Genomic DNA, 14,950 nt, shown 5'->3' on the forward strand with positions numbered 1-14,950 from the left:
TCTTCGCGGGCAAGCCCGCTCCCACAGGGGCCGCGTTTCGGCAATAAAAAAGGCGACTGCCATGAGGTAGTCGCCTTTTTTGTGTTCGAGAATCTTACGCCATGTTGCGTGCGTAGAAGATTTCGAGCATTTCGTGTTTCACCCGCTCGGTCACCTGGGCACGTTGCTCAGAGGACAGGTTGCTGGTGGCATCACCGAACAGGTAGTTATCCAGTTCGAAGTTCTTCAGCAGCATTTTGGTGTGGAACAGGTTTTCCTGGTACACGTTCACGTCGGTCATCTGGTACGCGTCGCGAGTGTCATCGGAGAGGTAGTTCTGGATCGAGTTGATCTCGTGGTCGATGAAGTGCTTTTTGCCTTCAACGTCACGGGTGAAGCCGCGCACACGGTAATCCACGGTCACGATGTCCGAATCGAACTGGTGAATCAGGAAGTTGAGCGCTTTAAGCGGTGAAATGACCCCGCAAGTCGACACGTCGATGTCCACACGGAAGGTTGCAATACCGCTGACCGGATGGATTTCCGGGTAGGTGTGCACCGTGATGTGGCTCTTGTCGAGGTGGGCCAGAATTATTTCGGGCAGCGGGCCCGGAGACTCTTCGATCTGACTGTCGGTCGGGGTTACCGGCTCTTCGGAGATCAGGATCGTGACGCTGGCGCCCTGCGGCTCATAGTCCTGACTGGCAATGTTCAGGATGTTGGCACCAATGATATCGACAACTTCCGTGAGGATCTGCGTCAGGCGTTTCGCGTTGTACTCTTTATTGATGTACTCGACGTAAGCCTGCTGGTCTTGCGGGGTTTCCGCGTAGCAGATGTCATAGATGTTGAAGCTCAAGGTCTTTGTCAGGTTATTGAACCCGTGGAGCTTGAGTTTGCTTTTCACCGTTAAAAACTCTCTATGTGTTTGCGGCCCGGCCGCGTGATCAAGCATGCCCGTCAGATGCGAACAACGCACCTGCGTAGGACGGTTAACACCTCTTCGCGATGGCGATTTTGGTTGTCTGTTCGGGTGCGAGGCCCGTCGGCTGACGGGCCACTACCCTGAAAAAAGTGGCGCATTATGCAGACGTCAGCTTGTGTTCGCCAGAGTCTGCACTGCTTTTATGATAGTTGAATGTCGATTCAACCGAGCTCGATGATTTCGTAGTCGTGGGTAATCTCGACACCGGCCGCGCCGAGCATGATCGAGGCCGAGCAATACTTCTCGGCAGACAACTCGATGGCACGTTTGACCTGGGCCTCTTTCAGCCCGCGGCCCTTGACCACGAAGTGCATGTGGATCCTGGTGAAAACCTTTGGATCTTCGGTCGCGCGCTCGGCTTCGAGGAAGGCTTCACAGCTCTCGACGGCCTGGCGGGACTTCTTGAGGATGCTGACCACATCGAAATTGCTGCAACCGCCGACACCCAGCAGCAGCATTTCCATCGGCCGGACACCCAGGTTACGTCCGCCGGCATCGGGCGGACCGTCCATGACCACGACATGACCGCTACCGGATTCGCCGAGGAACATGGCTTCGCCAGCCCATTGGATGCGTGCCTTCATCGCCAAGACTCCACTGTATAAAAAAGGGTCGCCAGCTTAGCACAGCCCCCGAGATTGACAGCGCCCGCCGTCCTAGGACATATCCCACGGCCTTGTAGGTAAATGCTCGAATATTTCAGGAAGTGTCTGGTAAGCTGACGCCAATTCGATGGCGCATGGCCAGCCTCACTCCAGCGTTCGCTATTTATAAAAACCACACCGTGCAGTCTTTTCGGGATACAACCATGGTTGCTATTGCCCCCAACCCCAAGATCAAGAACCTCGACAAGCTGTTGATGCATTGCCAGCGCCGCCGCTATCAGGCCAAGAGCAACATCATTTGTGCCGGTGACCGCTCGGAAACGCTGTTCTACATCATCAAAGGATCAGTCACCATCCTGATCGAGGATGACGACGGGCGGGAAATGATCATTTCCTACCTGAACGCCGGGGACTTTTTCGGTGAGTTGGGCCTGTTTGAGCAAGCCGGCCTGGAGCAGGAGCGCAGTGCCTGGGTGCGGGCCAAGGTCGAATGCGAAGTTGCGGAAATCAGCTACACAAAATTCCGCGAATTGTCCCAGCAGGATCCGGACATTCTTTACGTCCTCAGCGGACAAATCGCACAGCGCCTGCGCAATACCACGCGCAAGGTCGGTGACCTGGCATTTTTTGACGTGACCGGCCGCGTTGCCCGCTGCCTGCTGGAGCTGTGCAAGCAGCCAGACGCCATGACCCACCCCGATGGCATGCAAATCAAGGTGACCCGTCAGGAAATCGGGCGGATTGTCGGTTGTTCCCGGGAGATGGTCGGTCGCGTGCTCAAGGATCTGGAAGATCGCAACCTTGTGGACGTCAAAGGCAAGACCATGGTGGTCTTCGGTACGCGATAAGCTCGAAAATCTAGCAGCTGAACATCTGTGCCAACATCAACCGGTAGAGTTCGTCGAGGCGCGCCTGTGCATCGGGTGCCGTGAACTTCTCATGCAATGCGATGTGGCTTTCGGCGCGTACTCGTTGCTCCAGACCACAGGCCTCGTTGAAGCGATTGACCGCGGCGACCATTGACGCCCGATCGTTATCCATCAACATCGCACCGTGCACCAGGCCCACCGGACGCTGCCCCCCCTGGCTCTGACGCCAGCGCTGGGCGGTGCCAACCATTTTGCGCCCGTCGAGATTGACGTTGAAGCGGCCATCGCAGAACGCACCGTCGATTTCACCAAGGGACGACGAGCCACCTAATTCATCCAGCAACTGGCAGATGGGGTCGCACAGGCGCCGGTAACCGGTTTCGATGCGGTTCAAATCGCCTTCGCTGCGTGGTGGCGCGTAAACCAGGGCGATATTGATCGTGGTGGCCGATTGTGGAACCGGCTCACCGCCGGTATCGCGCAACAGCACCGGCCAACCTGCCGCCGCTGACACTTCACAGGCGGCTTCGAAGCCTGGCAAGCGATTCAAGCGGCGCGGCATCACCAATGCCTGATCGCTCGGTTGCCAGAACAGCAGGCCGAACTCCGCGTCGCCGGCGCAAACCGAGGCCAACAGATCTTGTTCGGCTTGCAGGCCGGCTTCGACGATCAGGGAGGTTGGCAGCGACATGGAAGGCTCCGACAGACCTGAGGTCTCTAGGGGATTTGCGGGCCTCTTCGCGGGCAAGCCCGCTCCCACAGTGGAAGCGGTTTGCCTGTGAAGATGTGTTTAGTCGAGGGTCGAGCCGCTGACAGGCACGCCACGCTCCGGGAAGAACAGTCGTTGCAACTCGGTACCCGGGCTTTCGGCGCGCATGAACGCTTCGCCGACCAGGAACGCGTAGACGTCGCTGATTTCCATCAGTTCGACATCGGCGCGGTTGAGAATGCCGCTCTCGGTGATGACCAGACGATCGCGCGGAATACGCGGCAACAGGTCGAGGGTGGTTTCCAGGCTGACATCGAAGGTGTGCAGGTTGCGGTTGTTCACGCCAACCAGTGGAGTGTCGAGGGTTTTCAAGGCCCGCTCCAACTCATCGCCGTCGTGGACTTCCACCAGCACATCAAGGTTGACGCTTTTGGCCACAGCCGCCAGTTCGGCCATTTTCACGTCATCCAGCGCGGACACGATCAACAGCACGCAATCGGCGCCCAGGGCACGGGCTTCGACGATCTGGTAGGGGTCGATCATGAAGTCCTTGCGGATCACCGGCAGCTGGCACGCCGCGCGGGCCTGCTGCAGGTACGCATCGGCGCCCTGGAAGTAGTCGATGTCGGTGAGTACCGACAGGCAGGTCGCGCCGCCCTTCTCGTAGCTGCGGGCGATGTCGGCGGGAACGAAGTTCTCGCGGATCACGCCTTTGCTCGGCGACGCCTTCTTGATTTCAGCAATGACTGCCGGTTGCTTCAGCTTGGCCTGAGCCAGCAATGCCTTGGCAAAACCACGAGGTGCATCGGCCGTCCTGGCCAGGCTTTCCAGCTCGGCGAGGCTGACGCGAGCGCTGCGCTCGGCCACTTCCTCAACCTTGCGTGCCAGAATCTTTTCCAGAACCGTCGGTACACTCATCCTTCATTCTCCACTTTGAATACCGCGGTAAATGCACCCAATTCCTCTAGCTTTTCTCGAGCGAGGCCGGTGTGCAGCGCATCGTGCGCCAGTGCAACTCCCTCTTTCAAACTGCTGGCATGGTCGGCCGCATACAGTGCGGCACCGGCATTGAGCACGATCATTTCGGCTGCTTTCTGACCGTTCTCGGTCTTGCGCTTGCCCAGGGCATCGCGAATCAGCTCCAGAGACGCTGCCGGGCTTTCCACGGCCAGACCGTGCAGGCTCTGGCTCTTCATGCCCAGGTCTTCCGGTTCGACCCAATACTCGGTGATCTGGTCATCCTTGAGCTCTGCGACAAACGTCGGAGCGGCCAGGCTGAATTCGTCCAGGCCATCCTTCGAATGCACCACCAGCACATGCTTGCTGCCCAGACGCTGCAACACTTCCGCCAGCGGTCGGCACAAGGCCTGGGTGAATACGCCTACCACCTGATGCTTCACACCGGCCGGATTCGTAAGCGGGCCGAGCATGTTGAACAAAGTGCGCAAACCCAGTTCACGACGCGGGCTGGCGGCGTATTTCATCGCAGAGTGATGAGTCTGGGCAAACATGAAACCAATACCAACGTTGTCAATGCAGCGAGCCACTTGCACCGGCGTCAGGTTCAGGTAGATGCCGGCCGCCTCCAGCAGATCGGCGCTACCGCTCTTGCCCGACACCGCACGGTTGCCATGCTTGGCCACGGTGCAGCCAGCAGCGGAAACCACGAAAGCGGAAGCAGTCGACACGTTGAAGATATTGGCGCCGTCGCCGCCGGTGCCCACCACATCGACTACACCGTCGAGGGTCTTGAGTTCGACCTTGTCCGCCAGTTCGCGCATCACCGACACCGCGCCGACGATTTCGTCGATACTTTCGCTCTTCATGCGCATGGCCATCATGAACGCGCCAATCTGCGCGTCCGTGCATTGCCCGGTCATGATTTCGCGCATCACATCGCGCATTTCATCGGTACTGAGGTCGAGCTGATCGACGATACGGCTCAGGGCTGTCTTGATGTTCATGATAAGTCCTTAGCGCGTGCCGCCGGTTTGTTTGAGGAAGTTGGCGAACAGTTCGTGGCCCTGCTCGGTGAGGATCGACTCAGGGTGGAACTGCACGCCCTCGATGTTCAGGGTCTTGTGACGCAGGCCCATGATCTCGTCGACCGAGCCGTCTTCAAGCTGGGTCCACGCTGTCAGCTCCAGGCAATCGGGCAGGGTTTCGCGCTTGACGATCAATGAATGATAGCGGGTCACCGTCAGCGGACGGTTCAGGCCTGCGAATACACCCTTGTCCTCGTGAAATACCGGGCTAGTCTTACCGTGCATCACTTGGCGGGCGCGCACCACATCACCGCCAAAGGCCTGGCCGATGGATTGGTGACCCAGGCAGACGCCAAGAATCGGCAGTTTGCCGGCGAAATGCTTGATCGCTTCAATCGAGATACCGGCTTCGGTCGGGGTGCAAGGACCGGGGGACACAACGATGCGCTCTGGATTGAGGGCTTCGATTTCAGCGATGGTCAGTTCATCGTTGCGCACGACTTTGACCTGGGAGCCGAGCTCGCCCAGGTACTGCACAACGTTGTAGGTAAAGGAGTCGTAGTTATCGATCATCAGCAACATGGCGTTAAGAACCTCTTGAATTCACTGACTTTAAAGATGGCCTTCGAATGATTGACCCGCAGAGCGCTGCGCTTTGTCAGGTGCTGGAGGAGCGCCAGCAAAGCGGCATTTCAAACAGGTAAAGAAGGCGAAACGGTACAGGTCCGGCGAGGCCGGCAAAAGAATTCAGGCGCGCCAACGCCAGCGGGCGTGTGCCTTGATGACTTGATCCAGGAGTTTGCTGATGATCAACACGGGGAAGGTCTCGTTCGTACGTCCCGGCACAGTAACTTAGCTGGGCAGAGCGTGCAATATCGCCGGGGGTACTGCCCGCGAAACTCTTAAAGGCTTCGCGACAGATGGCAAAAGGCCGAAAGTTTTTGGTACTGTCGTTTCGTTCACTAAAACAATAAATAAACGGACTTGCTCATGATCAAACAGTCGTTGTTTGTACCGCTCGCAGGATGCTTGCTCGCGATGGCATGCGCCCAGGCGAACGCCGCACCCAATCCTTATACAAATTTCGTGGTCTTCGGGGACAGCCTCAACGACGCCGGGACCTTTGCCGACACCGGTGGGCCTGCCGGGGCGACGCAGCGCTTTACCAACCGGACGGGGCCGGTGTATCTGGATGGCAGCGGCGAAGTCCGCTCGCTCAACTCCACGCAGATACTGGGAGGGAAACTGGGGTACTCGGCGGACCAGACTGCGTCATCATCTTCGGCAGTACGCGCCAGCAACGGCCAGCCCGATGGCAACAACTGGGCCGTCGGCGGTTACCGCACGGATCAGATCCTGGATTCGATCACCAGCGTTTCCGCCACCGGCGAACGCACCCGCGCCGGATACCTGCCGTCGAACAACTTCCGTGCCGACCCGAACGCACTGTATTACCTGTCGGGTGGTGGTAACGACTTCCTGCAAGGTCGCGTCACCAGCCTGCCCCAGGCCAGTGCCGCCGCCGACCGACTGGCCGACAGCGTGCAGACGCTGCAGACCGCCGGCGCCAAATACATCATGGTCTGGTTGCTGCCCGATATCGGCTTTACCCCGGCGTTCAACGGCACCCCGCTGCAGGCGTTCACGTCCCAACTCAGCGCCCAGTTCAATAGTGAACTGGTGAGCCGACTGCAGAACATCAATGCCGAAGTCATCCCGCTCAACATTCCGGTATTGCTCAAAGAGACGTTCGCCAACCCGGCGCAGTTTGGCCTGGCCACCGACCAGAACCTCATCACTACCTGCTTCAGCGGCAACGGTTGTACCGAGAATGCCCGTTACGGCATCAACAGCGCCACGCCGGACCCGACCAAGCTGATCTACAACGACTCCGTGCACCCCACAGAAACCGGGCAGCGTCTGATTGCCGACTACGCGTACTCCCTGTTGGCAGCACCCTGGGAGCTGACATTACTGCCGGAAATGGCCCAGGGCACCGTGCGCGCGCATCAGGATGAATTGCGCAACCAGTGGCTGGCCGATTGGCAAAACTGGCAGGGCGTGGGCCAATGGCGAGCCATTGTTTCTGGCGGTGGACAGCATCAGGACTTTGACAGTCAGGACAGCGCGGTCAGTGCCGACGGCAACGGAGCCAACCTGAACATCGGGGGCAGCTACCGCATCGATGATGCCTGGCGCGTCGGCCTGGCGGCTGGTTTCTATAACCAGAAACTCGAAGCCGGCAGCAACGACTCCGACTACAAGCTCAACTCTTACCTGGGCACGGCATTCGCCCAATACCAGCAAAACCGTGTCTGGGCGGACGTGGCGTTGACAGCCGGCCATCTGGATTACGACAGCCTCAAGCGCAAGTTCCAGTTGGGTGCCAACGAACGCAGTGAAAAAGGCGATACCAGCGGCTACATCGAAGCCTTCAGCGCTCGCCTGGGTTACGACATTGCACAACATGCCAGCAGCCCCTGGCACGTGTCGCCGTTTATCAGCGCTGATTTCTCCAAGGCGAAAGTCGACGGCTACTCGGAGGACGGCAACGATTCCACGGCGCTGACCTTTGCCGATCAGGAAGTGATTTCCCGACGCCTGGGAGCTGGCCTGCAGGGCAAATACCAGATCACCCCGCAAACCCAGGTGTTCGGCGAGGCGGCAATCGAACGCGAGTACAACGACGATACCCAGGACGTGGGCATCAACCTCAACAGCTTGCCGAACAACCAGTTCACGCTGGAAGGCTACACCCCGCAAAGCCACTTGCAGCGCGTGAACCTGGGGGTGAGCCATAACCTCACCCGCGACCTGGCATTGCGCGCCAGCTACAACATTCGCAGGGACGACGACTTCACCCAACAAGGCATCAACGTAGGTGTTGCTCTGGACTTCTGATGTACAGGCAATAAAAAACGCGGCGCCCTCACAGGCGCCGCGTTTTTTTATGGTGGTGTAATCCCTGTAGGAGCGAGCTTGCTCGCGATTGCGGTGGGTCAGACAACATCAATGTGGCAGTGATGGCCCCATCGCGAGCAAGCTCACTCCCACAGGGCTTTGCGTGAACTCAGGTGTTCGGCGTTTGTTCGGCCAAGGCCACGGCGCGGAACATTGCGCGGCGCTTGTTCAGGGTTTCTTCCCATTCCAATGCCGGCACCGAGTCGGCGACGATGCCGCCACCGGCCTGCACGTGCAGCTCGCCGTTCTTGATCACCGCCGTGCGGATCGCAATCGCGGTGTCCATGTTGCCGTTCCAGGCGAAGTAACCGACCGCACCGCCGTAGACACCACGCTTGACCGGCTCCAGTTCGTCGATGATTTCCATCGCGCGGATCTTCGGCGCGCCAGACAAGGTGCCCGCCGGCAGAATTGCCCGCAGCGCATCCATTGCCGTCAGCCCGGCCTTTAGTTGCCCGGTAACGTTGGACACGATGTGCATCACGTTGGAATAACGCTCGATGACCATTTTCTCGGTGAGCTTCACCGAGCCGATTTCCGAGACGCGCCCAGTGTCGTTGCGACCGAGGTCGATCAGCATCAAGTGTTCGGCGATTTCCTTGGCGTCCGACAGCAGGTCTTTTTCCAGCGCCAGATCAGCTTCTTCATTGGCTCCGCGTGGACGGGTGCCGGCAATCGGGCGCACGGTAATCAGGTTGTCTTCGACCCGCACCAGCACTTCCGGCGAACTGCCGACGACGTGGAAGTCGCCAAAGTTGAAGAAGTACATGTAAGGCGTCGGGTTGAAGCAGCGCAGCGCGCGGTACAGATCGATCGGCGCCGCCTTGAAGTCGATCGACATGCGCTGGGACGGGACGACCTGCATGCAGTCACCGGCCAGGATGTATTCCTTGATGGTATCGACCGCTTTTTCGTAATCGTCCTGGGTGAAGCTGGAACGGAACACCGGGTCAGCCGATTGTTGCTGGCTGAAGTCCAGGCCACGGCGCGGGGTGATCGGTTGGCGCAGTTTTTCCAGCAGCTCTTCCAGGCGGGCGCGGCCTTGCTCGAAGGCGTCTTCCTGCGCCGGGTCGGCCAGGACGATGGCGTGCATCTTGCCGGCGAGGTTGTCGAACACCACCACGGCGTCGGAGACCATCAGCAGAATGTCCGGCACGCCCAGCGGATCCGGGTTCGGGCACTTGCCCAGACGCTTCTCCACGTAACGCACGCAGTCATAACCGAAGTAGCCCACCAGGCCGCCGTTGAAACGCGGCAGGCCGGCGATGGTCGGCACGTTGTAGCGGGCCTTGAAGGTTTCGACGAAGGCCAGCGGGTCTTCCACGTCGTGGCTTTCGGTCTCGACGCCGTCGACGGTCACGCTGACGTGATGGTCGTGAACCCGCAACACGGTGCGGCACGGCAGGCCGATGATCGAGTAACGGCCCCACTTCTCGCCGCCCTGTACGGACTCCAGCAAGTAGGAATTGGGCTCGTCGGCCAGCTTCAGGTAGATCGACAGCGGCGTGTCGAAGTCGGCCAGGGTTTCGCAGGCAAGCGGAATGCGGTTGTAGCCGGCAGCGGCCAAACGCAGGAATTCTTCGCGGATCATGAGGTGCCTCGTGGCTTGAGGGTCGAACAGTCAGGTATGCAAACGCGCCGGAAACCGGCCAGGATCAAGTCAGGCGCGCCAACGCCAGCGGGCCAGGGCCTTGATGACTTTCATCCAGAGTTTGCGAGTGACCACCACGATGGCGTTTCCAGAAGGGGGTTTGACAGCGTCGGCCAACGTTATCTCAGCGGCCGGATCCAGGCAACCGGGAATTAGCTTGCGCAGGTCGTCGATCACCAGCGCCGGCGATTCTTCGGCGATCGGCCGCCCATGGTTATAGCCGTAGCTCAGGGCCACACACTTGACCCCCGCCGCTTTCGCCGCCAGCACATCGCTGCGTGAATCGCCGACGAACAACGACTGCGAAGCCGGAATGTTGGCCATTTTCATTACGAAAAACAGCGCGGCCGGATCGGGTTTTTTCTGTGGCAGGGTGTCGCCGCCGATGATCCAGCGGAAATAACGGCCGATCTTCATCTGATCCAGCAGCGGCGCGACGAAACGCTCCGGCTTGTTGGTGATCAGCGCCATCTCGACACCCTGCTTTTGCAGCCATTTGAGGGTATCGCGCACGCCGGGGTAAACCACCGTCAGCTCATGGCTCTCGCCATAGGCCTGCATGAAATACTCCAGCGCCCGTTCGGCCTCGGCGTTATCGACTGCCGAATGATCGATGCCGCCGGCCAGCGCACGACGTACCAATACCGGCGCGCCATTGCCGACCCATTCGCGCACTGCTTCCAGGCCGGCGGGTTGGCGACCGAGATTGAGCAGCATCTTGTCCACAGCCACTGCCAGGTCCGGGACCGAATCGATCAACGTGCCGTCCAGATCGAACATCACCAGCCGTGGCAATTGCCCCGGGAACAGCTGCTCAAAGCCACTCATGGGCGAGCCAGCGCCAGTTCGGAGCGCATCTTGTCGATGACTTCCTGATAGTTCGGCGCATTGAAGATGGCCGAACCGGCGACGAAGGTGTCAGCACCGGCCGCAGCGATTTCGCGAATGTTGTTGACGTTCACGCCGCCGTCGATTTCCAGGCGAATGTCACGACCCGAAGCGTCGATCAAGGCCCGCGCTTCACGCAGTTTGTCGAGGGTGCCGGGGATGAACTTCTGCCCGCCGAAGCCCGGGTTGACGCTCATCAGCAGGATCATGTCGACCTTGTCCATCACGTACTTGAGCACGTCCAGCGGGGTCGCCGGGTTGAACACCAGGCCCGACTTGCAGCCGCCTTCACGGATCAGTTGCAGGGAGCGGTCGACGTGCTGGGTGGCTTCCGGGTGGAAGGTGATGTAGGTCGCACCGGCTTCGATGAAGTCGCCGACGATGCGGTCCACCGGGCTGACCATCAGGTGCGCGTCGATCGGCGCGGTCACGCCGTACTTGCGCAGTGCCGAGCAGACCATCGGGCCGATGGTCAGGTTCGGTACGTAGTGATTGTCCATGACATCGAAGTGCACGAAGTCGGCGCCGGCGGCCAGGACGTTGTCCACTTCTTCACCCAGGCGGGCGAAGTCGGCGGAGAGAATCGACGGAGCAATTACGAAGGGCTGCATGACGCACCTTTTCTGAGCAGAATCACGATGGCGCGCATTGTATACCTCATGCTTTGACGCGCGCACCGTGAGCGCGATGATTGGACCCTGCCATCATCCATCGACGGCAGCGCCTCTAGTACGCCGCGCGATAGATCTTCTCGATATCGACGGCACTCAACTTGCGCGGGTTATTGCGCATCAGGCGCTCGATCCCCGCCGCTTCCACGGCCATGGACGCGATGGCGTCCTCGGGTACACCGAAACTGCGCAGTCCCTGGGGAATTTCCACGGCGGCACACAGCTCGGTCATGGCTTGCACGGCTTTGTCAGCCGCTTCGTTGACACTCAGATGAGCGGTCTTCACGCCCATGGCCTCGGCGATATCCTGCATCCGTTCGATACAGGCCATCTTGTTCCAGGTCATGACATAGGGCAGTAGCAGGGCATTACTCACGCCATGGGCAATGTTGAAACGTCCGCCCAGCGGATACGCCAGCGCATGCACCGCGCCGACCCCGGCATTGCCGAACGCCATGCCGGCCATCAGGCTGGCGGTGGCCATGTCTTCCCGGGCTTGCAGGTTCGACGGGTTGGCGTAGGCCTTGGGCAAGGCCTTGGCGATCAACTTGATGGCGCCGATGGCCAGGGCATCGGTAATCGGCGAGGCATTGACCGACAGATAGGACTCGATGGCATGCACCAGCGCATCGACGCCGCTGGCCGCCGTGACGCTGCGCGGACAGGTCAGGGTCATTTGCGGACTGACCAGCGCCACGTCCGGCAAAAGGTAGTCGCTGACGATGCCCTTTTTCAGTTGCGCGACCTTGTCGGAGAGGATGGCGACGTTGGTCACTTCCGAACCGGTGCCGGCCGTGGTCGGAATCGCGATCAGCGGCGGGCCTTTGCGCGGGACCTGATCTATACCGAACAGATCCTCCAGCGCGCCGTGGTATCCGGCATAGGCCGCCACGCTCTTGGCAATGTCGATGGCACTGCCGCCGCCCAGGCCGATCAGGCCGTCATGCCCGCCCTCGCGATACACCTGCATGCAATCTTCGACGATGGCGATTTCCGGGTCCGGCAGTACCCGGTCGAAAATCTCGTAGCTGCGTTCGCCCAACTGCGCCAGCGCCAGTTCTACCGTACCGGACTTGACCAGGGCAGCATCGGTGACGATCAGCGGATTATCAATGTCCAGGCGCGCCAGCTCGGCGGACAACTGCTCGATGGCACCTGCGCCGGTGATCAGTTTGTGAGCGATCTTGAAAGAGGAAAGACTCATGTGCGCAGCCTCTTATAGGTAGGGGAGCTGGGCACAATAGTAGCTGGGGATTGGGGTTTGTCTGGCATTCAGGCCATGAATGTCCGAACAGACACTGGAGAACCCATGTAGGAGCGAGCTTGCTCGCGATGGACTTGAAAACGCCGCTGGGTGTCAGGCTTCCAGCGTTATCGTTGACGACCATCGCGAGCAGGCTCGCTCCTACAGGTAATCGGGGCGTGGCTTTAGACCTGCGCGGTTCGCAGTTTCTCGCTACGCCCACGCAGCCATTCCAGGGTCAGCAACAGGATCACCGAGAAGGCAATCAGCAGCGTCGCGGCGGCGGCGATGGTCGGGCTGAGGTTTTCGCGGATGCCGCTGAACATCTGCCGTGGCAGGGTCGCTTGTTCAGGACCGGCGAGGAACAGCGTCACCACCACCTCATCGAACGACGTCGCGAAGGCGAACAGCGCCCCCGAGATCACGCCCGGCGCGATCAGCGGCAAGGTCACCCGGCGGAACGTGGTCAGCGGCGAAGCACCCAGGCTCGCAGCAGCCCGCACCAGATTGTGGTTGAACCCCTGCAAGGTCGCCGACACGGTAATGATCACAAACGGCACACCCAACACCGCATGCACCACGATCAGCGAGAAGAAGCTGTTACCCAGCCCCAGCGGAGCGAAGAACAGGTAACTGGCCACACCGATGATCACCACTGGCACCACCATCGGCGAAATCACCAGCGCCATCACCAGCGCCTTGCCGGGGAAGTCGCCGCGGGTCAGGCCGATCGCCGCCAGCGTACCGAAAACCATGGCCAGCACCGTGGCCGCAGGGGCGACGATGATGCTGTTCTTCAGGGCACGCATCCACTCCGCCGAGGCGAAGAAATCGTGGTACCACTGCAGCGAGAAACCTTGCAGCGGGTACACCAGGAAACTGCCGGAGTTGAACGACAGCGGAATGATCACCAGCACCGGCAGGATCAGGAACAACAGAATCAAGCCGCAGAGAATCCGCAAGCTGTAGAACCACACCCGTTCGATGGGCGACATGTAAGGACTCAGCATTTCGTTCTCCCCTTAGCTCAGGCGCAGGCGGCTCGCGCCCACCAGCCAGCTGTAAATCAGATAAAGCACGACCGTTGCGAGTAACAGCAGCCCACCGAGTGCGGTCGCCATGCCCCAGTTGATGCTGGTGTTGGTGTAGAAGGCGACGAAGTAGCTGACCATCTGATCGTTCGGGCTGCCCAACAATGCCGGGGTGATGTAGTAACCGATGGCAAGGATGAACACCAACAGGCAACCGGCGCCGACACCGGCATAGGTCTGCGGGAAGTACACCCGCCAGAAACTGGCGAACGGATGGCAGCCGAGGGAAATCGCGGCGCGCATGTAAGTCGGCGAGATGCCTTTCATCACGCTGTAGATCGGCAGGATCATGAACGGCAGCAGGATGTGCACCATGGAGATGTAGACACCGACGCGGTTGAACACCAGTTCGATCGGCTTGTCGATGATGCCCATGGCCATCAGGCCGCTGTTGATCAGGCCGCCCGACTGCAGCAATACGATCCACGCCGCGACCCGTACCAGGATCGAGGTCCAGAACGGCAACAGCACCAGAATCATCAGCAGGTTGCTCTGGCGCGACGGCAGATTGGCCAGCAGGTAAGCCAGTGGATACGCCAGCACCAGGCAGATCACGGTGATGACCAGGCCCATCCAGAAGGTGCGGGCGAAGATGTCGAGGTAGATCGCCTGGTCCGGGGTGGCCGGGGCGATTTCGCCGAGGTCGTCGATGCGATGATCGACAGCCGCCAGCAGGTAGTACGGGGTGATGCTGCTGGTGTTGCGGCGCACCGCTTGCCAGTAGGCCGGGTCGCCCCAGCGCTCATCGAGACCTTCCAGCGCTTCTTTGTAAGAGGCCGGCTCGGTGGCGAGCGGCAAGGCGCGGGCGGTTTTGGTCAGCAGGCTGCGGTAGCCGGCCAGCTCCATGTTCAGGCGCTTGGACAGATCGCCCAGGGTCTGATTCTTGCGGGCTTCGGCGAGGTCTTCAGCCGCCGCTTTGTAAACCGGTTCAGCGGGCAGGCCGCGGCCGTCCCAGCTGGCGATGGCGGCCACGGTACGCGGCATGCCGCCGACCACTTCCGGGTTGCCAACACTTTTGTAGAGCAGCGCCACGATTGGCACCAGGAACACCAGCAACAGAAACAGCACCAGCGGCGCGATCAACGCCTGGGCCTTCCAGCGGTTGACCCGCTCGGCGTGCTTGAGCCGCTGCTTCAAGGTGGGGCTGGTGCCCTCGTTCAGGGGAACGGCGATAGCCATGACGTACTCCGGGAATCTTTGATCGTACAGAGGCGGAGAACCACCTCGATCGTTTAAAACACTCTGTTCAAATGTGGGAGCGGGCTTGCTCGCGAAAGCGAAGTGTCAGTCGACAACGATGTTGAATGTACTGA

General features: G+C 60.0%; 14 protein-coding genes. 2 read left to right on the plus strand and 12 right to left on the minus strand.

Annotation, left to right across the window (positions count from 1 at the left end; translation table 11 throughout):
• Positions 1–94 precede the first annotated feature (94 nt).
• Together speD and PPUTUW4_RS24965 are read right to left on the minus strand one after the other, a co-directional pair.
• On the minus strand, positions 95–886 hold the full coding sequence (speD, locus tag PPUTUW4_RS24960) for an adenosylmethionine decarboxylase (protein WP_007980189.1): 792 nt from the start codon (positions 884–886) through the stop codon (positions 95–97).
• A gap of 239 nt (positions 887–1,125) precedes the next feature.
• Positions 1,126–1,548 carry an OsmC family protein gene (locus PPUTUW4_RS24965; protein WP_015097046.1) on the minus strand — a complete coding sequence of 141 codons (423 nt, stop codon included), beginning with the start codon at positions 1,546–1,548 and terminating at the stop codon, positions 1,126–1,128.
• Positions 1,549–1,772: 224 nt separating this feature from the next.
• Between PPUTUW4_RS24965 and crp the strand changes: the two genes are divergently transcribed.
• Positions 1,773–2,417, plus strand: coding sequence for a cAMP-activated global transcriptional regulator CRP (gene crp / locus PPUTUW4_RS24970; RefSeq protein WP_015097047.1), 645 nt, complete (start codon positions 1,773–1,775; stop codon positions 2,415–2,417).
• Positions 2,418–2,427: 10 nt separating this feature from the next.
• On the opposite strand, the gene PPUTUW4_RS24975 is transcribed toward crp, so the two are convergent.
• The 4 genes from PPUTUW4_RS24975 to PPUTUW4_RS24990 all read right to left on the minus strand — a co-directional run bounded on the left by PPUTUW4_RS24975 (position 2,428) and on the right by PPUTUW4_RS24990 (position 5,714).
• Complete coding sequence (locus PPUTUW4_RS24975; RefSeq protein WP_015097048.1) at positions 2,428–3,129, minus strand: lipoate--protein ligase family protein; 702 nt, start codon at positions 3,127–3,129, stop codon at positions 2,428–2,430.
• A 99-nt stretch (positions 3,130–3,228) separates the two neighbouring features.
• Positions 3,229–4,065 (minus strand): indole-3-glycerol phosphate synthase TrpC, encoded by an 837-nt coding sequence (gene trpC, locus PPUTUW4_RS24980; RefSeq protein ID WP_015097049.1) that lies wholly within the window; start codon positions 4,063–4,065, stop codon positions 3,229–3,231.
• Positions 4,062–5,111 (minus strand): anthranilate phosphoribosyltransferase, encoded by a 1,050-nt coding sequence (gene trpD / locus PPUTUW4_RS24985; RefSeq protein WP_015097050.1) that lies wholly within the window; start codon positions 5,109–5,111, stop codon positions 4,062–4,064. Before trpD ends, trpC begins: the two co-directional genes overlap by 4 nt.
• Before the next feature lie 9 nt (positions 5,112–5,120).
• Entirely contained in the window at positions 5,121–5,714 is a 594-nt protein-coding gene (locus PPUTUW4_RS24990) for an aminodeoxychorismate/anthranilate synthase component II (protein WP_007980194.1), read from the minus strand.
• Positions 5,715–6,122: 408 nt separating this feature from the next.
• Here PPUTUW4_RS24990 and estP point away from each other — a divergent pair, with 408 nt between their 5' ends.
• The gene (gene estP / locus PPUTUW4_RS24995) at positions 6,123–8,033 is read left to right on the plus strand and encodes an esterase EstP (protein ID WP_015097051.1); all 1,911 of its coding nucleotides are present in this window, start codon (positions 6,123–6,125) and stop codon (positions 8,031–8,033) included.
• A 169-nt stretch (positions 8,034–8,202) separates the two neighbouring features.
• On the opposite strand, the gene trpE is transcribed toward estP, so the two are convergent.
• The 6 genes from trpE to PPUTUW4_RS25025 all read right to left on the minus strand — a co-directional run bounded on the left by trpE (position 8,203) and on the right by PPUTUW4_RS25025 (position 14,816).
• Entirely contained in the window at positions 8,203–9,684 is a 1,482-nt protein-coding gene (gene trpE, locus PPUTUW4_RS25000; protein ID WP_015097052.1) for an anthranilate synthase component I, read from the minus strand.
• Between the two features lie 69 nt (positions 9,685–9,753).
• On the minus strand, positions 9,754–10,572 hold the full coding sequence (locus tag PPUTUW4_RS25005) for a phosphoglycolate phosphatase (RefSeq protein WP_015097053.1): 819 nt from the start codon (positions 10,570–10,572) through the stop codon (positions 9,754–9,756).
• Complete coding sequence (gene rpe / locus PPUTUW4_RS25010; RefSeq protein WP_007980198.1) at positions 10,569–11,243, minus strand: ribulose-phosphate 3-epimerase; 675 nt, start codon at positions 11,241–11,243, stop codon at positions 10,569–10,571. Before rpe ends, PPUTUW4_RS25005 begins: the two co-directional genes overlap by 4 nt.
• Positions 11,244–11,358: 115 nt before the next feature.
• Positions 11,359–12,507, minus strand: a complete 1,149-nt coding sequence (locus tag PPUTUW4_RS25015; protein WP_015097054.1) for an iron-containing alcohol dehydrogenase — start codon at positions 12,505–12,507, stop codon at positions 11,359–11,361.
• Positions 12,508–12,731: 224 nt separating this feature from the next.
• Entirely contained in the window at positions 12,732–13,556 is an 825-nt protein-coding gene (locus PPUTUW4_RS25020) for an ABC transporter permease (protein ID WP_007980200.1), read from the minus strand.
• A gap of 12 nt (positions 13,557–13,568) precedes the next feature.
• Positions 13,569–14,816: an ABC transporter permease gene (locus PPUTUW4_RS25025; protein ID WP_015097055.1), complete on the minus strand. Its 1,248-nt coding sequence runs from the start codon at positions 14,814–14,816 to the stop codon at positions 13,569–13,571.
• Positions 14,817–14,950: the final 134 nt, after the last annotated feature.

The organism is Pseudomonas sp. UW4 (genome assembly GCF_000316175.1).
GTDB lineage: Bacteria > Pseudomonadota > Gammaproteobacteria > Pseudomonadales > Pseudomonadaceae > Aquipseudomonas > Aquipseudomonas laurylsulfatiphila.

What these genes read in the sequence shown, in the direction of transcription:
- PPUTUW4_RS24965 (WP_015097046.1), bottom strand. Translation starts at nt 1,548, where the DNA reads ATGAAGGCACGCATCCAATGGGCTGGCGAAGCCATGTTCCTCGGCGAA.
- crp (WP_015097047.1), top strand. Translation starts at nt 1,773, where the DNA reads ATGGTTGCTATTGCCCCCAACCCCAAGATCAAGAACCTCGACAAGCTG.
- PPUTUW4_RS24975 (WP_015097048.1), bottom strand. Translation starts at nt 3,129, where the DNA reads ATGTCGCTGCCAACCTCCCTGATCGTCGAAGCCGGCCTGCAAGCCGAA.
- trpC (WP_015097049.1), bottom strand. Translation starts at nt 4,065, where the DNA reads ATGAGTGTACCGACGGTTCTGGAAAAGATTCTGGCACGCAAGGTTGAG.
- trpD (WP_015097050.1), bottom strand. Translation starts at nt 5,111, where the DNA reads ATGAACATCAAGACAGCCCTGAGCCGTATCGTCGATCAGCTCGACCTC.
- PPUTUW4_RS24990 (WP_007980194.1), bottom strand. Translation starts at nt 5,714, where the DNA reads ATGTTGCTGATGATCGATAACTACGACTCCTTTACCTACAACGTTGTG.
- estP (WP_015097051.1), top strand. Translation starts at nt 6,123, where the DNA reads ATGATCAAACAGTCGTTGTTTGTACCGCTCGCAGGATGCTTGCTCGCG.
- trpE (WP_015097052.1), bottom strand. Translation starts at nt 9,684, where the DNA reads ATGATCCGCGAAGAATTCCTGCGTTTGGCCGCTGCCGGCTACAACCGC.
- PPUTUW4_RS25005 (WP_015097053.1), bottom strand. Translation starts at nt 10,572, where the DNA reads ATGAGTGGCTTTGAGCAGCTGTTCCCGGGGCAATTGCCACGGCTGGTG.
- rpe (WP_007980198.1), bottom strand. Translation starts at nt 11,243, where the DNA reads ATGCAGCCCTTCGTAATTGCTCCGTCGATTCTCTCCGCCGACTTCGCC.
- PPUTUW4_RS25015 (WP_015097054.1), bottom strand. Translation starts at nt 12,507, where the DNA reads ATGAGTCTTTCCTCTTTCAAGATCGCTCACAAACTGATCACCGGCGCA.
- PPUTUW4_RS25020 (WP_007980200.1), bottom strand. Translation starts at nt 13,556, where the DNA reads ATGCTGAGTCCTTACATGTCGCCCATCGAACGGGTGTGGTTCTACAGC.
- PPUTUW4_RS25025 (WP_015097055.1), bottom strand. Translation starts at nt 14,816, where the DNA reads ATGGCTATCGCCGTTCCCCTGAACGAGGGCACCAGCCCCACCTTGAAG.